Genomic DNA, 21,932 nt, shown 5'->3' with positions numbered 1-21,932 from the left:
CGGCGTTCTGGATGCCTTTCACCGCCAACCGGGCCTACAAGGCACGTCCGCGAATGCTCTCTTCGGCGGACGGCATGTTCTATCAAACGTCGGAGGGACGGACCGTGCTCGACGGCACCGCTGGCTTATGGTGCGTCAACGCGGGCCATAATGCGCCCAGCGTTACCCGCGCCATCCAGGATCAAGCGGCGAAGCTGGATTTCGCACCGACTTTCCAGCTGGGCCATCCGCTTCCCTTCGCGCTCGCCACCCGCCTTGCCGCGCTGATGCCCGCCGGACTCGACCGCATCTTCTTTACCGGTTCCGGAAGCGAATCCGCGGATACCGCGCTCAAGATGGCGATCGCCTATCACCGATCGCGTGGCGACGGATCGCGTGTACGGCTGATCGGCCGTCAACGCGGCTATCATGGCACCAATTTCGGCGGTATGTCGGTCGGTGGCATCGGCGGCAATCGCCGTGCCTTCGTCACACAGGTCGCCGGAGTCGACCATCTCAGCCATACCCATGGCGTGGTGCCGCGCTTCTCCAGGGGACTCCCGGAATCGAACGTCGATCTCGCGAGCGAACTGGAGGATGTCGTCGCCCTGCATGGAGCGGAAACGATCGCAGCGGTCATCGTGGAGCCCGTCGCGGGCTCTACGGGTGTATTGATCCCCCCTCGCGGCTATCTTGAACGACTGCGAGAGATCACACGCCGTCATGGTATCCTGCTGATTTTCGACGAGGTTATCACGGCCTTTGGTCGTCTCGGCACCGCGACGGCCGCTGAATATTTCGGTGTGACACCCGACATCCTTACCATGGCGAAGGGTTTGACGAACGGCGCCGTGCCCATGGGGGCGGTGGCCGCGAGCCGGGACGTCCATGACACCATTGTCGACAATGCGCCCGACGGGATAGAATTCTTTCACGGCTATACCTATTCGGGCCATCCGCTTGCAGCTGCGGCCGGCCTCGCCTCTCTGGAAACCTATGCCGAATCTCGCCTGTTTGAACGCGCGGCTAGACTCGCTCCCTATTGGGAAGCGGCAATCCATCGCCTTCAAGAGGCGCGGCATGTCATCGACGTTCGCAATCTTGGGCTTATGGCCGGCATCGAACTTTCACCGCGAAAGGACGCAGTGGGCGCGCGCGCGATGGAGGCATTCCACGCCGCCTTCGACAGAGGCGTCCTCATCCGCGTGACCGCCGATATCATCGCGCTTTCACCCCCCTTGATCATCAGCGAAGGACAGATCGACCACATCGTTGAAACGATCGCGCACATCTTGGAAGAGGTCGAATGACGACAATCGCTAAAGCCGAAGCGACGCCCGAAGCTTTAGCACTCGACGGCGAGAACGGCCGCCTTTCCCGAAGTCTGCGACCCCGCCATGTCGAGATGATCGCTATTGGCGGCATCATCGGGGCGGGCCTTTTCGTGGGCAGCAGCACCGCCATCGCTGGCATCGGCCCGGCCGCGATTGTGAGCTATATAGTCGCGGGCGGCATCGTCATGCTGGTCATGCGCATGTTGGCCGAGATGGCCACTGCGGAACCGGGCGTTCAATCCTTCCCCGAGTTCGCGCGGCTTGGCCTGGGCGACTGGGCTGGTTTCATGAGCGGTTGGCTCTACTGGTATTTCTGGGTGGTCGTGGTGGCGATCGAGGCGATCGCGGGCGCGACGATCCTGGCGCAATGGTGGCCCGGCCTCTCGATCTGGCAAGTCGCGGCGTTGCTGACCGTCGCGCTGGCGGGCACCAATCTTCTTTCCGCACGATCCTATGGCGAGTTCGAATTCTGGCTGTCGGGGCTCAAGATCGCGGCGATCCTCGTCTTCATCCTTGTCGGACTTGCCTATGTGACTGGTGTGTTCGGGACCAATGCCGGCCTTGGCAACTGGACGGCGCATGGCGGCTTTTCCCCCAAAGGGCCTTTCGCCCCGCTCGCCGGAGTTACCAGCGTGATCTTCGCCTTGGTCGGGGCGGAGATCGCAACCATCGCGGCGGCAGAATCGGACGCAGGCCCACGCGTTATCGCCCGGATGACCTTTACGGTCGCGATCCGAATCCTGCTGTTTTACGTGGTTTCGATCGCGTTGATCGTCGCTGTGGTTCCCTGGAACGAGATCCTGCCCGGCCAATCGCCCTTTGCCGCCGCCATAGCCAGGATGGGGATTCCCGGGGGCGCCATGATCATGCAGGCGGTCGTGCTCATCGCCGTACTGTCGTGCCTCAATTCCGGTCTGTATGTAACCTCTCGGGTCCTCCATTCCCTCGCTCTGCGCGGCGATGCACCGGCGGCGCTTCGGGTGGTCAGTGGTCCTGGCGTGCCGCGTCGCGCAATCATATTCGGTACGATCTTCAGCCTTGCCGCGCTGGCGGTTGCCATCGTCTCCCCCGACACGGCTTTTGCATTTCTGGTCAACGCGTCCGGGGCGATCATGCTGGTCCTGTATCTGCTGATCGTCTTTGCGCAATTGCGCCTGCGCATGAAGATGGAACGGGAAGCCCTGCGCCCCGTCTTAAGCATGTGGCTCCATCCGTGGGGCAGCATTGCAACGATTGGCGCGATCGCCGCTGTTCTGATCACGATGGCGATCGACCCGGACCTCCAAAGCCAGTTCCAGGCCAGCTCCGCAGCGGTCGCTATCGTGCTGGTCGGGTGGGCGGCACGGCGATCCAATCTTCTCACATAATTTCAAACCTCGAAACTTCGCCGCCTCTCCAGCGACTGGGTTCCCACGGCGCGGCAGCGATGTGAACCCTCCCTTCGACCGGCATCGTATGATGGTGACCGGCGCCGCCTTGTCGCCAATCGTCGTGCGCACCGTCTTGCCCGTATTTCTCATTCTCCAGGGTCGAATTCGCGTCCGAGTCCTGCGGGAAGATCAACGGTGTACATCCGCTCAGGGAAACCTTCCTACTCCGCCGCGAGACAGGACAATGATATCGACGCCGTGATTTTGATGACAAGTCAAACGTCTGCCACTAGGATGCTCTCGACAGGCCCTTGTCGATCAAGGCCGAACATGGAAGTGGAAGCGTGACCAAAATCAATACCGCTAAGGTACGCGGAACGAACCCGTCGCCGGAATCCGGGGTATCCGATCCGATCAAGCTGTCAGGCTGGGTGCTGCCGGGAATGGATTACCCAACTTATCGTCTCTCGCTTGTCGGCAAGGCGATGAACCGCATCACGGTCCGCAAGCTCTCGGCGGCCAACGATCTGACCTATGCCGAATGGCGCGTGTTGAGCCGATTGGCGACGACTACCGGCGGGGCGACGATACGACAGCTCGCGGATATGTCGTGGGCCGACCGCGCGGAAGTAAGCCGGGCCGCCAGTCAGCTCGAGGGACGAAGCCTCGTCGAGCGGCGCGACAACCCTGAGGATCGCCGCATGCCGATCCTGTCGCTGACCAAGGCGGGTCGCCGCAAGTATGAGGCGCTGGTCGGTGAGCGTACCGCGTTCCACGAGGCGTTGATGAGTGATCTGACTGACAACGAGCGAGTTACCCTGGACCGCATTCTCGGCAAGATCGCGCTCCGGTTGGAATCGATGAAATGATCTTCGGCTAAAAGCCGGGAGGTGCAGCGAGGGAGAAGCGCCGGCCCTCGTTGCCGAACCTACCGGCGTAACTTTCCGCCACCTCGTTCCACGATCGATCGTTTTCCCAGCATCGGTCATGCTCGCCGTTCGCGCACATGTGCGAGCGGCATTTCAGATCGGGTAGTGGCCGGGCTGGGTTTCGATCGTGATCCACCGCAATTCGGTGAAGGCGTCGATGCCGGCGCGACCGCCGAAGCGGCCGTAGCCCGAGGCCTTGACCCCGCCGAACGGCATCTGCGCCTCGTCGTGCACGGTAGGTCCATTGATGTGGCAGATGCCCGACTTGATCAGCTTGGCGACGCGAAGTCCGCGCGCCGTGTCCCGCGTGAACACCGCCGCCGATAGCCCATATTCGGTATCGTTTGCGAGCTCGACTGCATGTGCCTCGTCGCGTGCGCGGATCACTCCCACCACGGGTCCGAAGCTCTCCTCTCGGAACAGCCTCATTTCGGGCGTCACTCTGTCGATGACGTGCGCCGGCATCAGCACCCCGTTCGCCTCGCCGCCGACGAGCTGCTCTGCGCCGTTCGCAATCGCGTCGTTGACGAGCTCGCGCACCCAATCGACTGTCTTCTGATCCACCACGGCGCCAAGCGGGGTCTTCCCCTCGCGCGGGTCTCCGACCGGCATGCTCTCCACCTTTTCCTTGAATCGGCGGTTGAACTCGTCGGCCACGGCGTCCAGGACGATGATGCGTTCGGTCGACATGCAGATCTGGCCCTGGTTCATGAACGCGCCGAACGCGGCAGTCTTCACCGCCTCGTCAAGGTCGGCATCGTCTAGAACGATCAGCGGCGCCTTGCCGCCCAACTCCAGCAATGCGGGCTTCAGATGCTCGGCCGCGCGCCTGGCGATGATTTTGCCGACGTGGGTCGAGCCGGTGAAGTTGATGCGCTTCACCTCCGGATGATCGATCAGCGCGCCTACGATTTCCGCGGCGTCGGCAGGGGCGTTGGTGACAATGGAAATCGCTCCCTCGGGCAACGCCTCGTTGAACGCCTCGCCGATCAGCGTGTGCGTGCGCGGGCACTGCTCGCTGGCCTTCAACACCACCGTGTTGCCACATGCCAGCGGCGTTGCGACGGCGCGCACGCCAAGGATGATCGGCGCGTTCCACGGCGCGATGCCGAGCAGCACGCCCACCGGCTCGCGCAGCGCCATTGCGATGCAGCCCGGCCTGTCGGAAGGGATCACCTCGCCCGCGACCTGCATGGTGAGCGCGGCAGCCTCCCGGATCATGCTGGCGGCAAGCATCAGGTTGAAGCGCGCCCAGCCTTCGGTCGCGCCGATCTCGCCCATCATCGCGTCGATGAACTGGTCGGTCCGCGCCTCCAGCGCGATCACCGCCTTCATCAGCGCTGCGCGTCGGGCGTTCGGTCCCAGGGCCGACCATGCGGGGAATGCCGCTGCCGCTGCTGCTACGGCGGCTTGGGCGTCCTCGACACTCGCGGCCTTGACGGTCGTCGCCACCTCGCCGGTGAGGGGGTTGCGGCGTTCGAACACCGCGTCGCGCGGTGCTGACGGTTGGGTCTCCATGATCTATCCTCTAAAGCGTGTGACTTGACGCGATCAGGTCTCGCACCCTTGGTTCGGCCATCTGGCGGACCGTCGTCATCATGTTCGACAATCCCTGCGAGTCGTCGCGCCTCTTCCATTGTCCACATGAGACGCGTGTATCGCCGCCAGCCTCACTGAAATGCGCTCAGCTCGGAAGGGGAGCGACCCCCCCCAGCTTACTGCGATATCTTCGCTAACCCGAGTATCTCCCGCGCCTCTTCGGGGGAGGCTATCTCCCGTTGGAGTTCGTTGGCGATCCTCACCGTGCGGGCTACCAGCTCCTCGTTGCTGGCTAGGCGACCGCGGCTGTAGTAATTATTGTCCTCCAGACCGACCCGGACGTGTCCGCCCAGGAGCATCGCCTGAGTGGTTGCGGGAAGCTGTGCCGGTCCGATCGCGGACACGCAGAAGATCGATTGCGGCGGCAGCATGCCCACCATCGCCGTAAGAATGTCGTGACTATAGGGCATCGCGCCCTGGAAGCCGTGGTCCGCGCCCAGAACCATGTTGATGTAATAAGGGGGTTTGTCATACCCCTTCTGGATCAGGCGGGTGACATCCTGCAGAATGTGGCTCGGACCGAACACCTCCCATTCGGGCTTGATGCCACGCTCCACCATCCGCTTGACGAGAGTTTCGCACCGCGATGGCGGCGTGACGACGAGGATTTCCCTGCCGCCGTGGACGTCCACGAACGTCATTCCGTCGAAGGTCGCCATCTCGGCGCCCGCTTCGCAGCCTTTCAGCCGTTCCTCGAAGTTCGATTCGAACAGGCCGTCCTCGCGGGCGACGAGCATGTCGCCGCTGGAGCCGCCACCCGTCGAGTTATTGATGATGATGTCGCACTTGGCGCGAATCCGTTCGTTGATGTCGCGGTAGATGTCTGCATTGCAGGTGGCCCCATCGTCCGGCCGCCGCGCGTGGAGCGCCGCGATCGCCGCGCCTTCCTTGTAAGAGTTGTAGACCGAATCGGCGATCTCCGCCGGCTGCGTTGGCAGATTGGGGTTCTGCGCTTTGGAAGCCATGCCACCCGTCGGTGCCACGGTGACAATCAACTTCGAGCTGGCCATTCGATATCCTTCCGATTCAACGATCAAGCATGACACTGGCTGGGCCTTTGCGACGTGCCCACAGCTTTCGGGAAGCTGCCCGCCGGCTGGCGACCGCTTCCTGCAACGGCCCGGTCCGTGCGCCCTGTCTTCAAACACATTGACGAATCAACGATAGCGTTCAGAAAGGACTCGTGCAAGCAGATCGAACATCGCGGTGAAGAGACTGGGGGTTCATGCCTGTTCAAGGCGGTGCGGTGCCGGGAACGGGCCGTCCCTGCGCTCGAAGATGAGCGCCGATGTGCTAAGGGGGAGTTCTTCCCGTCGACCTGGCCCGGCGCTGATCGAGCTAGGACGGACCGACATTCAGCCCCGACGGCCTGCAAATGTTGGCCCTTCGTGCTTCCGGTGCTCACCTACTGGAAGTACGCGGCGCGCCGGGTCACGAAAAATCACCATTTTCGGCTCGTCATCATCTGAACGTCGATCCGTCCTAGGACTGATCGGGCCAGGGAAACTTTCAGCCGCCATTCCTGATAGAGATCTTATCGAGCTCGGCTGGACTCGCGTAGCCGGTGGCCGGCACGGGCTGCTTGTTCTCGTTGAGGATGAATGTCGTGATATCGAGCGCCGCCTTGGGATCAAGGCTGCCGGGATCGGTGAGGGGCATCGTGCTGAGTATCCGACTGTAGAGCCGGCGCGCCGGCGCGCCCGCCCAAGTCGCAAGGAACGCTTTTCCCTTGAGCTCAGGGGCACCGGGGCCGACCAACTGTTCGCCGTGGCAGCTTGCACAGTTTTGGCTGTAGGATGCGGCGCCGGCGACGAGCTGTGGGGCCATCGAGCCTGAGACCTGAGGCGCCGCCGCTGCTATCGGCTGCTGCGCCCACGCGAAGCCCGCCCCCGCCAGGAGCGCCACGGATGCCGCAGCTGCGATGATCATTGTCGCACCGCCCAACAGCCGTCCATGACCACTCTGCTGCACCATAGTATCGCTCCTAAGTTCTCCAGCCAGGATGCTGTGGGCACATCCTTGGCTATTCGCCTCCAAGAGGCGCCCTTCCCGCTAAATGCGACCTGAAGTGGAACCGCAATGTCGATGCCGCCGGAGCCTCAGGGCAGAAGGATGCGGTATATGATCAGGACGCCAGGAACTCAAGATACTTCATGACTCATCATGGATTTCTGTGCTGGAGCGTTCCGAACCGGCGCTCCGATGGACTGGCGAGCGTTGCGGGAACCTGTCCTCTATATGCTCTGGGCCACAGTTGGAAGGGCAGCTATAAACTAGGCGAGTGCAAAAGTCGTTGCACTGCTCGTATCATTGATCTATCAAATATTAGGCAAGGAGAGGCAAGGCCGATCTCACTTGCTGCGCGATGCCGTTGTCGACTGTCGGGCGCTGCTCGTGGCGGCGTGCTGATTGACCGCTTGAAAGGGGGCAGGGCATGGAAGGTAGTGGGCGCCGGGAGGTGAATCTCGCCGCGGTGCTGGACAACCAGCCCTTCGGCCGGACACAGATTTCCGTCCTTATCCTCGTCGTCGCGGCGATGTTCGTCGATGGATACGACATCTTCATGCTCGGGAAGATAGCTCCGGCCGTCGCAGAGGGTGTAGGTGTGAAACCCGCTGCCATGACGATCGTCTTCCTCCTGCAGCAAATCGGACTCACGATCGGCTCTTTCGTTGTCAGCCCGCTGGCTGATCGCTTCGGAAGGAAGCGTGCTCTCGTCTGGTCGCTGCTCGTCTTTGGCCTCATCACGCTTGCGACGTCCCTGGCGCACAACATTATGCAGATCGCCGTGCTCAGGGGCCTGGCCGGCATTTCTCTCGCCGGTACCGTGCCGATGGGGGCTGCCCTCATTTCCGAGTTCGCGCCTCGACGGCTGCGGAGCACAGTGATTGGGGTCGCGATGGTGGGCTACTCGGCTGGCAACGCGGCCGGCGCCGGAGCGGCGTTCCTGATTCCGGTCTACGGTTGGCAGGCTGCCTTCTGGGTGGGCGGAGCGCTTCCGCTCCTGCTCACTCCGCTGATGGCTGTTTTCCTGGTTGACTCCGCCGTCGCCCAGCCTCGTCGAACAGGCGCGGGAAGTGATCTGAAACGGTTGGTGCGGCGCATCGATCCCAGACTGGATCTGAGCGGTGACGAGCGGTTCGTGCTGCCGGAACGGCTGCCCCGCGAGAGGTCCGGCGTCTTCGAAATCTTCCGGGGCGGCCGGGCACGTGCGACCACGATCATCTGGATCTGCTGCTTCTTCAGCATGGGCAACATCGCCCTGCTCTACGCTTGGCTGCCGTCCTTTTTCCGCGAGATGGCGGGGGTGTCGCTGCAGCGTTTCGCGGTTGTGGCTGCTATCGGCTTCTTCGGAGGCGTCATGGGCACGCTGAGCGTCGGCCGCCTCATGGACTGGTTCGGTGCGGGCCGCCTCATACCGCTATTCTACGGTGCTCTGGCGGTGTCGATTTTCGCCATCGGACAGGTGCCATTCGACAGCCCGTTTTTCGTGCTCGTGCTGGTTGTCTGGAGCTTCTTCTCCGCCGGGGGACAGTCCGGACTGAACATGCTCATGGCCCAGATATATCCGCCCGAGATGAAGAGCACCGGGATCGGCTGGGCCGGAGGGGTCGGACGGATCGGCGGCATTGTCGCGCCCCTGCTGGGCGGCGCCGCGCTCACCTACAACTGGTCGCTCCCGATGACCATGACCACGATTTCCATACCCCCGCTCATCGTCGCGATGCTGTTCCTGTTCATGCGCGGCACGCCGCAGGCTGTAGCTGACGTCGCACGGCCAGCAGGTCTGCATTGAGCGAGCGAGCGGCGGTCCATCATTTCAGCAACAAGGGACGATAATGGCCTATCCTGAACTTTGCATGATCATCGACGGCGAGCGGATTCCCGTCGGCCATCGTCGCACGCACACTGTCATCAATCCCGCGACGCTGGAGCGACTGGGCGAACTGCCCCTGGCGGACGCCGCCGACCTGGACCGGGCACTTGACGCTGCGGCGCGTGGCTTCGCGACATGGCGGAAGTCGACGCCGGAGCAGCGCGCCGCGGTTCTGCTGGGCGCCGCTTCGATCATGGCCGCGCGGGCCGAAGACATCGCGCGGGTCGCGACGGCCGAGCAGGGCAAGACTCTGGCCGAAGCCAGAACCGAAGTAGCGATGAACGTGAACCTGTTCCGGTTTTACGCGGGCGAGTGTCACCGGCTTTACGGGCGTTCGCTCGTGCGGCCAGCGGGCTCACGTTCGATCGTGACGAAGGAGCCCATTGGCCCCGTAGTCGCGTTTAGCCCATGGAACTTTCCCATCAACAATCCTGGGCGCAAACTGGGCGCGCCCATCGCTGCGGGCTGCTCGGTGATCCTCAAGTCGGCGGAGGAGGCGCCGGCCTCGGCAATCCTCGTGCTGGAGTCCCTGCTCGAAGCCGGACTGCCAAAGGACGTTGCGCAGGCAGTATTCGGCATCCCGGACGAGGTGTCACGCCATCTTCTGGCATCGCCTATTGTGCGCAAGCTCTCCTTCACCGGATCGACTCAGGTTGGAAAGCATCTCCTCAAGCTTGCGGCCGATGATTTCAAGCGGACCACCATGGAACTCGGCGGCCACGGCCCGGTGCTCGTGTTCAAGGACGCGAAGGTGGAGAAGGTGCTGGACACGGTGGTCGCCCACAAGTTCCGCAACGCCGGCCAGGTGTGCGTCGCACCGACGCGCTTCATTATCGAGGACGCCATTTACGACGAGTTCGTCGACGGCTTCGCCGGTCGCGCCGCCGCACTGAAGGTCGGCAACGGCGCCGATTCCGACAGCCAGATGGGTCCGATGGCGAACGCGCGCCGGCTGGACGCCATGGACCAGTTGATCGGTGACGCCAAGGCGCGTGGCGCCCAGGTTCGGGCCGGCGGGGAGCGGATCGGAAATCGGGGCTTCTTCTTCCAACCGACCGTCATCACGGATGTTCCGCTGGACGCCGACATCATGAACACGGAGCCCTTCGGACCTGTAGCCATCTGCAACGCCTACGGGTCGGAGGACGAGATGGTCGCGGAGGCCAATCGGCTACCCTATGGGCTGGCCGCCTATCTGTGGACCGACGACGCCAATCGGCAGCGCCGGCTGTCGCGTGAGATTGAGACCGGCATGCTGGGCATCAACACCAGCAAGATCGGCGGGGCGGATGCCCCGTTCGGCGGCGTCAAATGGTCGGGCCACGGCCATGAGGACGGCCTGGAAGGCGTTGACGCCTGCCTCGTCACGAAGGCCATCCACGAGGAGTAGTCCGGCGCACGGGCTAAATCAATGATTGGCCAATTGAGAATCGTTCGACGTTCAGAAAAACGCAGGATTCTTCAGTAGGCACTTTGCACGCCGCGCATATTTCATTATGATGATAAATCAATGAATATATGAATATGTGCATCGGAGGTCCGACTCCCTGGAGTCGGGGGACATCAAGAAGGGGAGAAATTTGATGACGAAGGCGCGCATCGTCCACCGCGATCTACGCGGATCGGGCCGAGAACGCCCAGCTCTGGGATGTCGAAGGGCGCAGGTTCATCGACTTCGCTGGAGGCATCGCCGTACTTAACACTGGACATCTCCATCCGAAGGTCACCGCTGCCGTCCAGGCGCAACTCGCGCGATTCTCGCACACTGCCTTCCAGGTGGCCGCATACGAGCCGTATATCGAATTGTGCGAGCGACTGAACGCTGCGGCGCCGTTCAGCGCCGACGCAAAAACGATCCTCCTGACGACCGGCGCGGAAGCGACCGAGAACGCGGTGAAGATCGCTCGCGCGGCGACCGGCCGATCCGGGGTCATCGCCTTCAGTGGCGGCTTCCATGGACGCACGCTGCTGGCGTTGGCCATGACCGGAAAGGTTGCGCCGTACAAGCGACGCTTCGGCCCCATGCCTGGCGAAATCTTTCACCTGCCGTTCCCGACCCAGATCGGGGACGCCACCGTGCGGCGCAGTCTGGACGCGCTCGCCGGACTATTTGCCGCGGATGTCGAGGTGGAAAGGAACGCCGCCATCATCATCGAGCCCGTCCAGGGCGAGGGCGGCTTCCATGTCGCTCCAACCGAACTGCTCCAGGCCCTGCGCCGGATCTGCGACGAGCACGGTATCCTCCTCATCTCCGACGAGGTCCAGTCGGGTTTCGCCCGTACGGGCAGGATGTTCGGCATCGAGCACAGCCACGTCGAACCCGACCTCGTCTGCGTGGCCAAGTCGCTCGCCGGCGGTTTCCCGCTGGCGGGGGTGATCGGTCGCGCCGAGATCATGGACGCGCTGGATCCGGGCGGACTCGGCGGGACCTATGGCGGGTCGCCGGTGAGCTGCGCGGCGGCGCTCGCCGTGCTTGACGTAATCGAGGAGGAAGGGCTCAACGCCCGTGCGGAGATCATCGGAGCGGCACTGCGGAAGCGCATCGAGGGATATCGCGACGCCGGGCTGCCGGTCGCGAACCTCCGTGGCCTTGGCGCGATGATCGGCTTCGACGTGCTGGGAACAGACGGCGTGCCCGACGGCACCGCTGCCAAGGCGGTCTGCGCGGCGGCGCTTGAGGAGGGCTTGATCGTCCTGTCTTGTGGAGCGAAGGGGATCCGGATCCTGGTGCCGCTCACCGCTTCGGACGCGATAATTGGGGAAGGGCTCGATATTATCGAGCGCTCGCTGACAGCGGTGGCTGGTTTCGGGCTGTGACCTGGCGCAGCGGCTCGGCAAGTGGCCTGCCGATCCGAGAGCGCTTGACCCGAGATCCTCGAAGTGTAATGTCGTTGACTAAACAATGATGTCGCGCTGAATCGCGTCGCTACATTCGGCGGCCCTGCGGCGCCGCCGAATATATCATCATCATCTTGACGAGGCACGGTATGAAATTCCCGGACACGCCCAGTTTCACCGGCTTCTTCGCCCCTTCCGGCGTCGAGGCCGAAGTGCGCAACCTCCCGGTGGTCGCGGGTGTCATTCCGGCGGACCTCGACGGCAGCTTCTACCGCGTCGCGCCCGATCCGCAGTACCCGCCACTCGCCGGAAACGACATCTGGTTCAACGGCGACGGCATGGTCACGCGGTTCCGCTTCAAGGATGGCGAGGTCTCCCTGCAGCAACGCTGGGCGCGCACCGACAAGTTCCGATTGGAACGGGAGGCCGGGCACGCGCTTTTCGGCGCCTATCGCAATCCGCTGACCGACGACGGGAGCGTGAAGGGCCAGGTGCGCGGAACGGCGAACACCAATGTGGTCGTCCATGCCGGCAAGCTGCTCGCGCTCAAGGAGGACAGTCCGCCGGTGTGGATGGACCCGGAGACGCTGGAGACGATCGACCCCAAATACACCTTCGGGGGCCGGATGACGTCGGAGACCTTCACCGCGCATCCGAAGATCGATGCGCGCACCGGCGAGATGCTTGCCTTTGGTTACGCCGCGAAGGGCCTGTGCACACGCGACATGGTATTCTACGTGATCAGCCCGGAAGGGGAGATCACGCGCGAAGTTTGGTTCGAGATACCCTATTACTGCATGATGCACGACTTCGGCATCACCGAGGGTTATGTTGTTTTCCACGTCGTGCCGATCGTTGGCTCCTGGGAACGGCTTGAGGCGGGCCTGCCGCATTTCGGCTTCGATCGCGGCCGCCCCGTTCACCTCGGCGTCCTGCCACGGAACGGTGGCGCCGAGGACATCCGCTGGTTCTCGGCGCCAACCTGCTTCGCCAGCCACGTCATGAACGCGCACAATGAAGGCACCACGGTGCATTTCGACGTGCCGATGGCGAGTGGCAATATGTTCCCGTTCTTTCCGGACACCGACGGCGAGCCGTTCGACCCGGTCGCCGCGGCGGCGCGGATGACCCGCTGGACCGTTGATCTGCGTTCCAACAGCGAAGACATCCAGATGACTCCCCTGGCGGAGCTGACGGGGGAGTTCCCCCGCATCGACGATCGCTTCGCGGGATTGAAGAACCGCTACGGCTGGCAACTCGCGCAGGATTTGTCGAAGCCGATCGATCTGCCGGGCGGTCGGAGCGCGGCCGGCTTCATGATGAACACGCTTGGCCGGATCGACCTGGAGACGGGCGAAACGGACACATTCTGGGTCGGCCCGACCTCGTCCCTCCAGGAGCCCGCCTTCGTCCCGCGCCCGGGATCGACCGAGGAAGGGGACGGTTATCTCGTCTGCATCGAGAACCGTATGGCGGAGAACGGATCGCGGCTGCTGCTGCTCGATGCGCTCAACCTGTCGCAAGGGCCGGTCGCTTCGATCGCCCTGCCGTTCCGCATGCGTCAGGGTCTGCACGGCAACTGGGTGCCGGGTCAGACCCCAGGCGCAGCCTGATCGTACCGAACAACCGTTGAACCGAGGACGTGATGAAAAGCTTCAGCGAAAATGATCTGCTCCGCGAGGCCTGCCTGATCGACGGGACCTGGATTGAGGCCGGAGGCGACGGGATCGCCGTCGACGACCCCGCGACGGGCGAGATCGTCGGCCGTGTGCCGAAGCTCGGCGCGGCGGAGACCGAGGCGGCGATCGTCGCGGCCGACCGGGCGATGCCGGCGTGGGCGGCGCGCACCGCCAAGGATCGGGCGCAGGTTCTGCGTGCATGGTTCGACCTCATCATGGCGCACCAGGACGTGCTCGCGCGCATCCTCACGCGCGAACAGGGCAAACCGCTCGCGGAGGCGAAGGGCGAGATTGCCTATGCCGCGAGCTTCATCGAGTGGTTCGCCGAGGAGGCGAAGCGGATCTATGGCGAAGTCGTGCCTGGACATATGCCTGACAAGCGCATCGTCGTGCTAAAGCAGCCGATCGGCGTCGTCGCGGCGATCACGCCGTGGAACTTCCCGGCCGCGATGATCACCCGCAAGTTGGCGCCGGCACTGGCGGCGGGTTGCACGACGGTGCTGAAGCCGGCGAGCCAGACGCCCTTCACCGCCCTCGCGCTCGCCGTCCTGGCCGAGGAGGCAGGCGTGCCCGCCGGCGTGATCAACGTGGTCACCGGCGGTGCGGCCGCGATTGGCGGAGCGCTGACCGCGAGCCCGGTGGTTCGGAAGCTGACGTTCACGGGATCTACCGAGATCGGCGCCAAGCTCTACGAACAGAGCGCGCCGACGATCAAGAAATTGTCGCTGGAACTCGGCGGGAACGCGCCGTTCATCGTGTTCGACGATGCCGATCTGGACGCCGCCGTCGCGGGAGCGATCGCGTCGAAGTACCGCAACGCCGGACAGACATGCGTATGCGCCAACCGCCTCTATGTGCAAGCGGGCATCCATGACCGCTTCGTAGAGGCGCTTGCGAAGGCGGTGAACGGACTGGTCGTTGGAAATGGACTGGATCAGGCGACCACGATTGGCCCGCTGATCGACGAGGCTGCTGTCGCCAAGGCCCAGCAGCATGTCGATGACGCCGTCGCCAAGGGCGCTCGCATCGTCACCGGCGGCAAGGCTCATCCCTTGGGCGGTCGCTATTTCCAGCCGACCATAATCGAGGGCGTCAAGGCCGGCATGCTCGTCCTGAACGAGGAGACTTTCGGCCCCGTCGCACCTATTATCCGGTTCGAGGACGAGTCCGACGCCATCGCCAAAGCCAATGCGACCGAGTTCGGCCTTGCCGCCTACTTCTATGCGCGCGACATGAGCCGTGCGTGGCGCGTGGCGGAGGCGCTGGAGAGCGGCATAGTCGGCATCAACACGGGCCTCATATCCACCGAAGTGGCGCCGTTCGGCGGCGTGAAGGCCTCTGGCCTCGGACGGGAGGGATCCCGTCACGGCATCGACGATTATTTGGAGATCAAATATCTTTGCATCGGTATCGCTTGAGCCTGGAACGACCTGCGGATGCGTCGCTCGGTCGCAGATCCGGCCCTGAGACGACAGAAGTTGCGCCAGGATGCTGAGGAGACGAGAATGTTAGATGGTCCCGATCTGGCGCTGCAGTACGAGCATGCGTTCGACATCCGCGTCAACTTCGATCGACGATGGACGACGGGTCCCATCCATCCTGGCGGTCCCGACTGCGGCTACACGTCGGTGGGCGAGGGCGGCATCGTGTTTGGTCCCCTACTGAACGGGCGTCTGGTCGACTATAGCGGCGCCGACTGGCCGATGATCCGCAGCGATGGCGTCGTGGAGCTCAACGCCCACTACATGATTGAGGCGGATGACGGCGCGCGCATCTACATACGCAATCTTGGCTATGTACACGGTCCGTTGGAGCGGCCTGGACGGCCGCCCCTCCCACGCTATTTCCGCTGCACGCCTTATTTCCGTGCGCCCGATGGTCCGCACGAGTGGCTGAACCGCACCGTGATCGTGGGCGTGGGACAGCGCCGGCCGCGTATCACTCCGGACGACGAGCCCGACCACTCGCTATTCCGCTACTACGCGATCAAGTAGGCGGCGGTGACGCGGACGCCTCTCGACAAGTAGAGACGATCGCGCATCCTGCCGATCACGCGCCCAAGAAGGTCGCTCACCGCGCGCTCGCGCGGAAATCCACATCCCTCACAAGCGAATACCGCACTCGACCGCGCTCTCCCGCCGCGCCACCGGCAGGAGATGCGGCCACTTCAGCGTCCCCCGGTTGGGGCGGGAGAGCGCGGCCGGGACACGGCCTCAATCGGGAGGGAAGGCACGTTGAGCGTTTGCGTGGCCTCGGTCGCGGCGCGCACGCTGTCTTGATCGAGCGGGATTACCTTCAGGTCGAGATCGACGTGCCGCTGGATCTGATCGGTGAGGTGAGGATTGCCGCGTCCTTGCGGATCGATGAAGAGGTTTTGGCCGCCAGCGTCCACGACGCTCAGCATCTCGCGCCGATCCTTGGCCAGCTCCATGAAGGCTACCCACTCGTCGCCGCCATTGTCCCGCACGAAAGCCGGGGCGAGTCCGCGCATCGCGGCGGGCAGCTCGACGTCACCACGATCGAAAAAGCTGTCAACTGGCGCGGTGGGCCGGCTTGACTCCTTCTTCGAGGGGTCGAAATAGCGGTAGTAGACGGGCTGGCGAAGCCCGCGCAGGGGCCCTTGACCGAAGTCCGCGCGGAGCTTGGCCAAGGTGGTCGTCAGCGTCGAGCGCAACACCGCGTCACGATCCCGTCCCTGCAGGAAGTCGAACTTCGCGGGCGTGGCGGCATCCTTGCCCTCTATCACCCGCAGAAGGAGGCTCGTGCGGTACTTTATGTGCTTGTAGTCGTCGATCCGGTGCCACCAGTCGCCGATGACGGAGCCCACCAATGCTTGTTGCGCGATCGGCAGCCAGGCCTCGAACGCCACCAGACCGGGATCGTCGTAACGGCCATCCCCGTCGGCATCCGTGAAGAGACCGTTCCAGCCGGCCATCAGCTCCACCAGTTCGGTGAGGCGCGCGTCGCCCTGCGCCGCCGCCCTCAGATAGGGGATGAAGTAGGCGGGTTTCGTTGCTCCGGTCCGCGTGGAGGCAAAGGTAGAGGCGATCTCGCGATTGAGCGCCAGCATATCGGCCTGGGTGATGCGTCCACCCTTCTGCGCCAGCAAGTCGAGGTCCACCTGCTGGCGGTCGGTCTTGCCGTAACGGGCGTTCTCGCCCGCTGTCCAGGTCCTCATGGGGAGTGAATTCCAGCTGTAGATGACCCCGCTTTTGGGGTTCACCACATGCGGCATCTGCTGGAGCTTGGCATATCCTGTCCACTCGAACTCACCGGTTCCCGGAGTGGGTAGCCGAGGATCGACGCCAGGCGCGCGCAGCGGGTAGAGCCCTGCCGACCAGAAGGCGATCTGCCCCTTCTCGTCGCCGTAGCAGACCCCGAAGGTCGAGGTTAGCGTAGAGACCGCCGCCTCGAATTGCTTCATGTCGTGCGCCCGGCCCATGTCGATCATTGCCGCCCAGGTGCTCAGTCGGCGGGACGCGTCGCCTGCGATCTTGCGGCTGAAGGCGCGCCCGTTTTTCAGATCCCAGTCGGTCACGACACCGTGGACGGTGTAGGCGATCTCCAGCTTGGTGGCGTTGCCGCCCTTCACCCGGATCGTTTCGACCCGCCGCTGCATGTCGTGCCAGCGGTTCTGGAACCAATATTGATATTTGTTGGCCGGGTTGAGCTTTTCGACGAAAGTATCGGCGTTGTCGATCTCGGCATTCGTCAGCAGCCATCCATGGTCGTGCGCGCTGCCCATAACCACAGACCTCCGCCTCGATAATCGCGATCTCGAGGTCCGGCTGCTGCTTCAGCAGATGATAGGCGGTCCACAGGCCCGAGAAGCCATTGCCGAGGATCGCGACATCGACGGTGAGGTCGCCGTCCAGCGGCGGCCGGGGCGTCAGATCGTCGACGCAGGTCTCCAGCCAGAAGCTCAGCTTGTCCGAGCCGGACTTGTCGCCCGATTGGGTCACGCGGCGGCGCCTTCCTCGAAAATCAGGTACACCTTGCGGCTGTCCTCCAGTATCTCCCACTCGCCCAGGCTGTTCGCCGGGAAGTAGACGGCTTCACCGGTGCCGATTTCCAACGTGGCGCCGCCGTCGGCGGGCGTGAACCTGGCGCGTCCCTCCAGGAAGACGCAGAACTCGGCTTGGCGGATCTGCCGCTGCCAGCGGCCCTGGGTGCACTCCCAGACGCCGGTGCGGCTGGTCGGCGCGCTGGCCGGCGACTCCGAACGCACGCGGACCTGCGAGACCGGCTCGCCGATCGGTGCCGGGACGGGTGCGAAAGCCGGCAGCTGCGTGATGAAGTCGTTGATAGAAAAGTGGATGATCGACATGTTGTCTCCGCATAGGCGTGGTGAGCGACAAGCGCGCCGATCAGCAGGGTCGCCAGTCCCGCTCGACGGTGCATGATTCTGTCCGACGACATGCTCAAGAGACCCTTCTCTGATCGGGCAGGTGGACCAGAGCTGCTATCCTCCATGCAGCGATCGGCCGGAGTATAGGGGCTATCCGCGAACCCGGTGTGTTGCAAAATTTCATTGATTTAGCATTATTCTTGCTGGTCAGGCACTGTCAATCCTCACGCTTGCATTATGAAGGGCCAAGGACAGCATGGCTCCCGGCGGCTTGGAGACCCGGCAAGTGTCGACACTAAATGCGGCCACCATAATTTATTGACGGATCAATGGAAATGACTAGACTGACAGGGAAGTCGGGGCACGGCTGCGTCGCCGACGGGGTGGAGAGGAAGAGAATCGATGATTGGGCAGGAGATGAAGGAGTTCGACTCGGAAAAGGTCGGATTCTTCGCTGAGCGTTCATTTATCATCGAGTGGGGGCAATGCGATCCCGCCGGGATCGTATACTATCCACGGTATTTCGACATGTTCAACGAGTCGACGATCCATCTCTTCGCCGCGGCGGGCTATCCGAAGCATGAAATGCTCGAGCGTTTCGACATGATCGGCTATCCGATGATCGCGACCAACGCTTCTTTCCATTTACCTTCGACATTCGGTGACACCGTCACGATCAGGAGCTTCGTGGCGGGGTGGGGGAAATCGAGTTTCGAGATCCGTCATGATCTGCTGCACGGTAGCGCGCTGGCCGTTGCGGGCTACGAGAAGCGGGTCTGGGCGGCGCGCGATCCGGAGACGCAGCGCATCCGTGGCGTCCCCACGCCCAGGGAGGTGGTCGAGCGCATGATGCGAGCCCGCTGAGTTCCGCACGCGGAGCACTTTTCGAACGCAATTTCAATTCAGCTTGATATCATTGATTAATCTATGTACCTGCTTCTGATACATACAGAATGGGCACGTAGCCAATCACCGGGGCGCCGGGGCAGCGTTGCGATGAAGGGACCGGGCGGACCCCTTTCGACGCAGTCGATCGGCGCGCGAGCAACGGCAGCCACGCCATTCGCCCTGCAGATTACGGGTCTAACCTAAATCCACTGGCCGATCGAACGGCATCAAAGGAAGGATCAGCATGACAAACACAGACTATCCGCTCCGCACCGGCGGCGATCGCGGCTACCTCCGCATCGCGACCGAGGAAGCATTCTGTCCGCCCGAGCTGATGGACCGCTTTATGAAGATCATGGAGGATCGGTCGATCGACGATCCGGGCTTTTACAGCCTCTGGGGTTTCTATGGTGGCCCCAGCGAGCGAGCGCGACTGCTCCGGGAGCGTATCCAGGATCTGGGCGACCGCCGCATCGCCGACATGGATGCTACCGGCATCGATATGCAGATCCTCGGCATCACATGTCCCGGCGTCCAGATCTTCGAGCCGGCCGAGGGTGCGGCCATGGCGATCGATGCCAATGACCAGTTGGGGGAGGCTGTAGCCGCGCATCCGGACCGTTACGTCGGCTTGGCTGCCATCGCGCCGCAAGCCGTCCACGAGTCCGTGCGGGAGGTCGAGCGCGCCGTCACGAAGCACGGGTTCAAGGGTGTGATCGTGAATTCGCACGTTCAGGGCCGCTATCTGGACGAGGCCGACTTCTGGCCGATCCTCGAGGTGATCGAGGCGATGGACGTGCCGCTGTACATCCATCCCAATACGCCTTCGAAGCAGCTCATCCAGCCTTTTCTGGACCGGGCGCTCGAAGCGGCGATCTTCGGCTTCGGCGTCGAAACCGGACTGCACCTGACGCGACTGATTACTGCCGGCGTGTTCGATCGGTTCCCCCGGCTGCGGGTCGTGGCGGGGCATCTTGGCGAGGCTCTGCCTTTCTGGATCCGCCGCATGGACTTCTGGCACACGGCCTCGGTACCGGCCGGCCGCAAGGGCACGATCAAGCTGGACCGCTCCCCGCTCCAGGTACTCAAGGAGAATTTCTGGTTGACGACCAGTGGCATGCCGTGGACCGACACGATCCTCTACTGCCAGAAGGTCATGGGTACGGATCGCGTCATGTACGCGATGGACTACCCATATCAGTATGTGGCGGACGAGGTGCGCGTCCAAGACAATTTGCCGATCGGTTTTGAGGAAAAGCGCCAGTTTTTCCAGACAAACGCGGAGACCGTGTTCAACATAAAGCCCCGCTGACCGTCAGCGGCTGCCTGCATCGTAGCCATATCATCAACGATGTTCGGACCGGCCGGCGCCGATCCTCTCCCAGCCGAGTTTGGGTAGGGGGTCAGCGCAAAGACGCCGCGGGCACATTGGTGACTTCTCCATTATAGCCGGTCCATTATAGCCGGGGTGGGCCGTGCAATCGAAAGGTCGTTCTGGTGAATTAAGGAGGTTTGGTGGCCAACCCGAAAGACTACCCGCCGCTGGCGGCGCTGCGAGCCTTCGAAGCCGTTGGTCGGCTGCATGGCATCCGCCGCGCCGCGAAAGAACTGACGGTGGACCATGCTGTCGTCAGCCGCCACATACGATCGCTGGATGCGTGGGTCGGCGCACAACTCTTGACGAGAAATGCGAAGGGCTATTCGCTGACCGAGCTGGGCAGCACATATCACGAGCAGATTTCCTCTGCCCTGGGGGCCATCGCCAGCGCGACGAGCATGTTGATGAGCAGGGGCGGCGACCTTAAACTCAGCATCGAGTGCATTCCGGGCTTCGCGTCCCTGTGGCTGAGCGATCACCTGGGCGATTTCATCAGCAAGAATAGCGACATAGACGTCGACTTCCGCCCCTCCGACCATAGCCCCGATTTCCGGGGAAATCTGGTCGATACGGACATCCGCTATTTGCGCGAATGGGAAGAAGCGGCACTGCCCAAGTCCGTACGGCGCTTCGAATTCGTTCGTCCCACGGTTTTCCCCGTGGCAAGCCCCGCGTGCGCCGCAAACTTGAAGCCGATCGACAGTGCCGAGGATTTCCTTTCCCTGCCGCTCCTGCATGAGGAAAGCGACTTGGAATGGCGGCACTGGCTGCTGAGTCATGACGTCAGAGTGCCGGATCGGATCGGGGGGTCGCGCCTCTGGCACGCTCACCTTACGCTGGCGGCAGCACGCCAGGGCCATGGCGTGGCGTTGGCGAACCGCTGGCTGCTGCGCGACGATATTGAAGCGGGACGGCTGGTGGAAATCATCCCCGCCAATGGCAGCTTTCGTCCGATCCGTTTCGGCGCCTACACAATCCTTGGGCGGGAAGATCGCTGGAATTCTCCCAGCGTGCTTCGCTTCCGCAGGTGGCTTCAGGAGGAAGTCGCATCCAGCGACACCGCATCCGGCAACTGAGGCTCGAAGGAAGCGGCAAGGGCCGCCTGTCGGCGCGCTTTGCAACGATCCGCGCGTCGAACAAATCACCCCCGCCTAACCCGGCCACAGCTTATCTGCAAACCGTTCGGAAAGGCGGCGGCCCTGATCGGATTGCACCACCAGCGAAACAAAGATGTCCAACTTGCTCACTTGACCGAATTTTGACTCACCCATAGTTTCCCGACCCGATCTCACGAGATAACTACATAAATTCTGAGAGTGAGATCAATTTTCTGCACCAGAAGGGAGTCATTTTCAGTCCATGTAAAATTATATGAAGAAGATGGACTGAAGACAAGGTAGCAGAGATCTTGAAAAGTCGGGTACTTGTCACAAAATCGGGGGGTAAATATGTCTCTGGAATTGAAGAGCATACTAAGGGATGCTGCGTCAATTGTAACCATATTCGTGCTCTTGCCTGCTGTTGCACAAGCAGAGAAAAATCCCGCCCCGCAGTCGAAAGCCTCTGAAGGCGGTATGGACAACGGCGAGATTGTCGTGACGGCGCAGCATCGTGAGCAGCGTCTTCAGGATGTTGGCATCTCGATCACCGCCCTGGGGAGTGAGCAGCTGGCCCGGCTTGGCGTGACGAGCAGCATCGACATTGGCCGCATTA

At 62.8% G+C, this 21,932-nt stretch carries 17 protein-coding genes and 2 pseudogenes; 13 read left to right on the top strand and 6 right to left on the bottom strand.

Annotated features, from left to right (window positions below; genetic code table 11):
• Positions 1–11 precede the first annotated feature (11 nt).
• From MRBLMC3_RS06960 to MRBLMC3_RS06950, 3 genes are all read left to right on the top strand, one after another.
• A complete protein-coding gene (locus MRBLMC3_RS06960; protein WP_363827070.1) occupies positions 12–1,289 on the top strand; it encodes an aminotransferase class III-fold pyridoxal phosphate-dependent enzyme in 1,278 nt (425 codons plus the stop codon).
• Entirely contained in the window at positions 1,286–2,680 is a 1,395-nt protein-coding gene (locus MRBLMC3_RS06955; protein ID WP_363827067.1) for an amino acid permease, read from the top strand. The genes MRBLMC3_RS06960 and MRBLMC3_RS06955 overlap by 4 nt, the downstream gene beginning before the upstream one ends.
• 314 nt (positions 2,681–2,994) lie before the next feature.
• Positions 2,995–3,552 (top strand): MarR family winged helix-turn-helix transcriptional regulator, encoded by a 558-nt coding sequence (locus MRBLMC3_RS06950; RefSeq protein ID WP_363756551.1) that lies wholly within the window; start codon positions 2,995–2,997, stop codon positions 3,550–3,552.
• A 153-nt stretch (positions 3,553–3,705) separates the two neighbouring features.
• On the opposite strand, the gene MRBLMC3_RS06945 is transcribed toward MRBLMC3_RS06950, so the two are convergent.
• The 3 genes from MRBLMC3_RS06945 to MRBLMC3_RS06935 form a co-directional block, all read right to left on the bottom strand.
• Positions 3,706–5,130 (bottom strand): aldehyde dehydrogenase, encoded by a 1,425-nt coding sequence (locus MRBLMC3_RS06945; RefSeq protein WP_363827065.1) that lies wholly within the window; start codon positions 5,128–5,130, stop codon positions 3,706–3,708.
• 197 nt (positions 5,131–5,327) lie between these two features.
• Positions 5,328–6,221, bottom strand: coding sequence for a 3-keto-5-aminohexanoate cleavage protein (locus MRBLMC3_RS06940; RefSeq protein WP_363827062.1), 894 nt, complete (start codon positions 6,219–6,221; stop codon positions 5,328–5,330).
• Positions 6,222–6,720: 499 nt separating this feature from the next.
• Positions 6,721–7,185 carry a c-type cytochrome gene (locus tag MRBLMC3_RS06935; RefSeq protein WP_363827060.1) on the bottom strand — a complete coding sequence of 155 codons (465 nt, stop codon included), beginning with the start codon at positions 7,183–7,185 and terminating at the stop codon, positions 6,721–6,723.
• 460 nt (positions 7,186–7,645) lie between these two features.
• Between MRBLMC3_RS06935 and MRBLMC3_RS06930 the strand changes: the two genes are divergently transcribed.
• The 6 genes from MRBLMC3_RS06930 to MRBLMC3_RS06905 all read left to right on the top strand — a co-directional run bounded on the left by MRBLMC3_RS06930 (position 7,646) and on the right by MRBLMC3_RS06905 (position 15,599).
• The gene (locus MRBLMC3_RS06930; protein WP_363827057.1) at positions 7,646–9,007 is read left to right on the top strand and encodes an MFS transporter; all 1,362 of its coding nucleotides are present in this window, start codon (positions 7,646–7,648) and stop codon (positions 9,005–9,007) included.
• A gap of 43 nt (positions 9,008–9,050) precedes the next feature.
• The gene (locus MRBLMC3_RS06925) at positions 9,051–10,478 is read left to right on the top strand and encodes an NAD-dependent succinate-semialdehyde dehydrogenase (RefSeq protein ID WP_363827054.1); all 1,428 of its coding nucleotides are present in this window, start codon (positions 9,051–9,053) and stop codon (positions 10,476–10,478) included.
• Between the two features lie 221 nt (positions 10,479–10,699).
• Positions 10,700–11,905: a 4-aminobutyrate--2-oxoglutarate transaminase gene (gabT, locus tag MRBLMC3_RS06920; protein WP_363827277.1), complete on the top strand. Its 1,206-nt coding sequence runs from the start codon at positions 10,700–10,702 to the stop codon at positions 11,903–11,905.
• A gap of 170 nt (positions 11,906–12,075) precedes the next feature.
• Positions 12,076–13,539: a carotenoid oxygenase family protein gene (locus tag MRBLMC3_RS06915; protein WP_363827051.1), complete on the top strand. Its 1,464-nt coding sequence runs from the start codon at positions 12,076–12,078 to the stop codon at positions 13,537–13,539.
• Between the two features lie 32 nt (positions 13,540–13,571).
• A complete protein-coding gene (locus MRBLMC3_RS06910) occupies positions 13,572–15,023 on the top strand; it encodes an NAD-dependent succinate-semialdehyde dehydrogenase (RefSeq protein ID WP_363827048.1) in 1,452 nt (483 codons plus the stop codon).
• Positions 15,024–15,110: 87 nt separating this feature from the next.
• Positions 15,111–15,599: a DUF3237 domain-containing protein gene (locus MRBLMC3_RS06905; RefSeq protein WP_363739576.1), complete on the top strand. Its 489-nt coding sequence runs from the start codon at positions 15,111–15,113 to the stop codon at positions 15,597–15,599.
• Positions 15,600–15,772: 173 nt separating this feature from the next.
• On the opposite strand, the gene MRBLMC3_RS06900 is transcribed toward MRBLMC3_RS06905, so the two are convergent.
• The 3 genes and pseudogenes from MRBLMC3_RS06900 to MRBLMC3_RS06890 form a co-directional block, all read right to left on the bottom strand.
• Positions 15,773–17,350, bottom strand: a complete 1,578-nt coding sequence (locus MRBLMC3_RS06900) for a penicillin acylase family protein (RefSeq protein ID WP_363827045.1) — start codon at positions 17,348–17,350, stop codon at positions 15,773–15,775.
• A gap of 40 nt (positions 17,351–17,390) precedes the next feature.
• Positions 17,391–17,567, bottom strand: a pseudogene (locus MRBLMC3_RS06895) (hypothetical protein); the annotation flags it as partial.
• Positions 17,564–17,932, bottom strand: a complete 369-nt coding sequence (locus tag MRBLMC3_RS06890; RefSeq protein ID WP_363827042.1) for a cupin domain-containing protein — start codon at positions 17,930–17,932, stop codon at positions 17,564–17,566. The gene MRBLMC3_RS06890 and the pseudogene MRBLMC3_RS06895, both read right to left, overlap by 4 nt.
• Before the next feature lie 423 nt (positions 17,933–18,355).
• On the opposite strand from MRBLMC3_RS06890, the gene MRBLMC3_RS06885 reads away from it, so the two are divergent.
• From MRBLMC3_RS06885 to MRBLMC3_RS06870, 4 genes and pseudogenes are all read left to right on the top strand, one after another.
• Complete coding sequence (locus MRBLMC3_RS06885; protein ID WP_363827039.1) at positions 18,356–18,817, top strand: acyl-CoA thioesterase; 462 nt, start codon at positions 18,356–18,358, stop codon at positions 18,815–18,817.
• Between the two features lie 370 nt (positions 18,818–19,187).
• Positions 19,188–20,153, top strand: a complete 966-nt coding sequence (locus MRBLMC3_RS06880) for an amidohydrolase family protein (protein ID WP_363827036.1) — start codon at positions 19,188–19,190, stop codon at positions 20,151–20,153.
• A 203-nt stretch (positions 20,154–20,356) separates the two neighbouring features.
• Positions 20,357–21,295: a LysR substrate-binding domain-containing protein gene (locus MRBLMC3_RS06875; RefSeq protein WP_363827033.1), complete on the top strand. Its 939-nt coding sequence runs from the start codon at positions 20,357–20,359 to the stop codon at positions 21,293–21,295.
• A 372-nt stretch (positions 21,296–21,667) separates the two neighbouring features.
• Positions 21,668–21,932 (top strand): annotated as a pseudogene (locus tag MRBLMC3_RS06870) (TonB-dependent receptor); the annotation flags it as partial.

Origin of the sequence: Sphingobium sp. LMC3-1-1.1 (assembly GCF_040676285.1) — a bacterium.
GTDB lineage: Bacteria > Pseudomonadota > Alphaproteobacteria > Sphingomonadales > Sphingomonadaceae > Sphingobium.
This window is presented reverse-complemented; position numbering and strand designations above follow the sequence as displayed.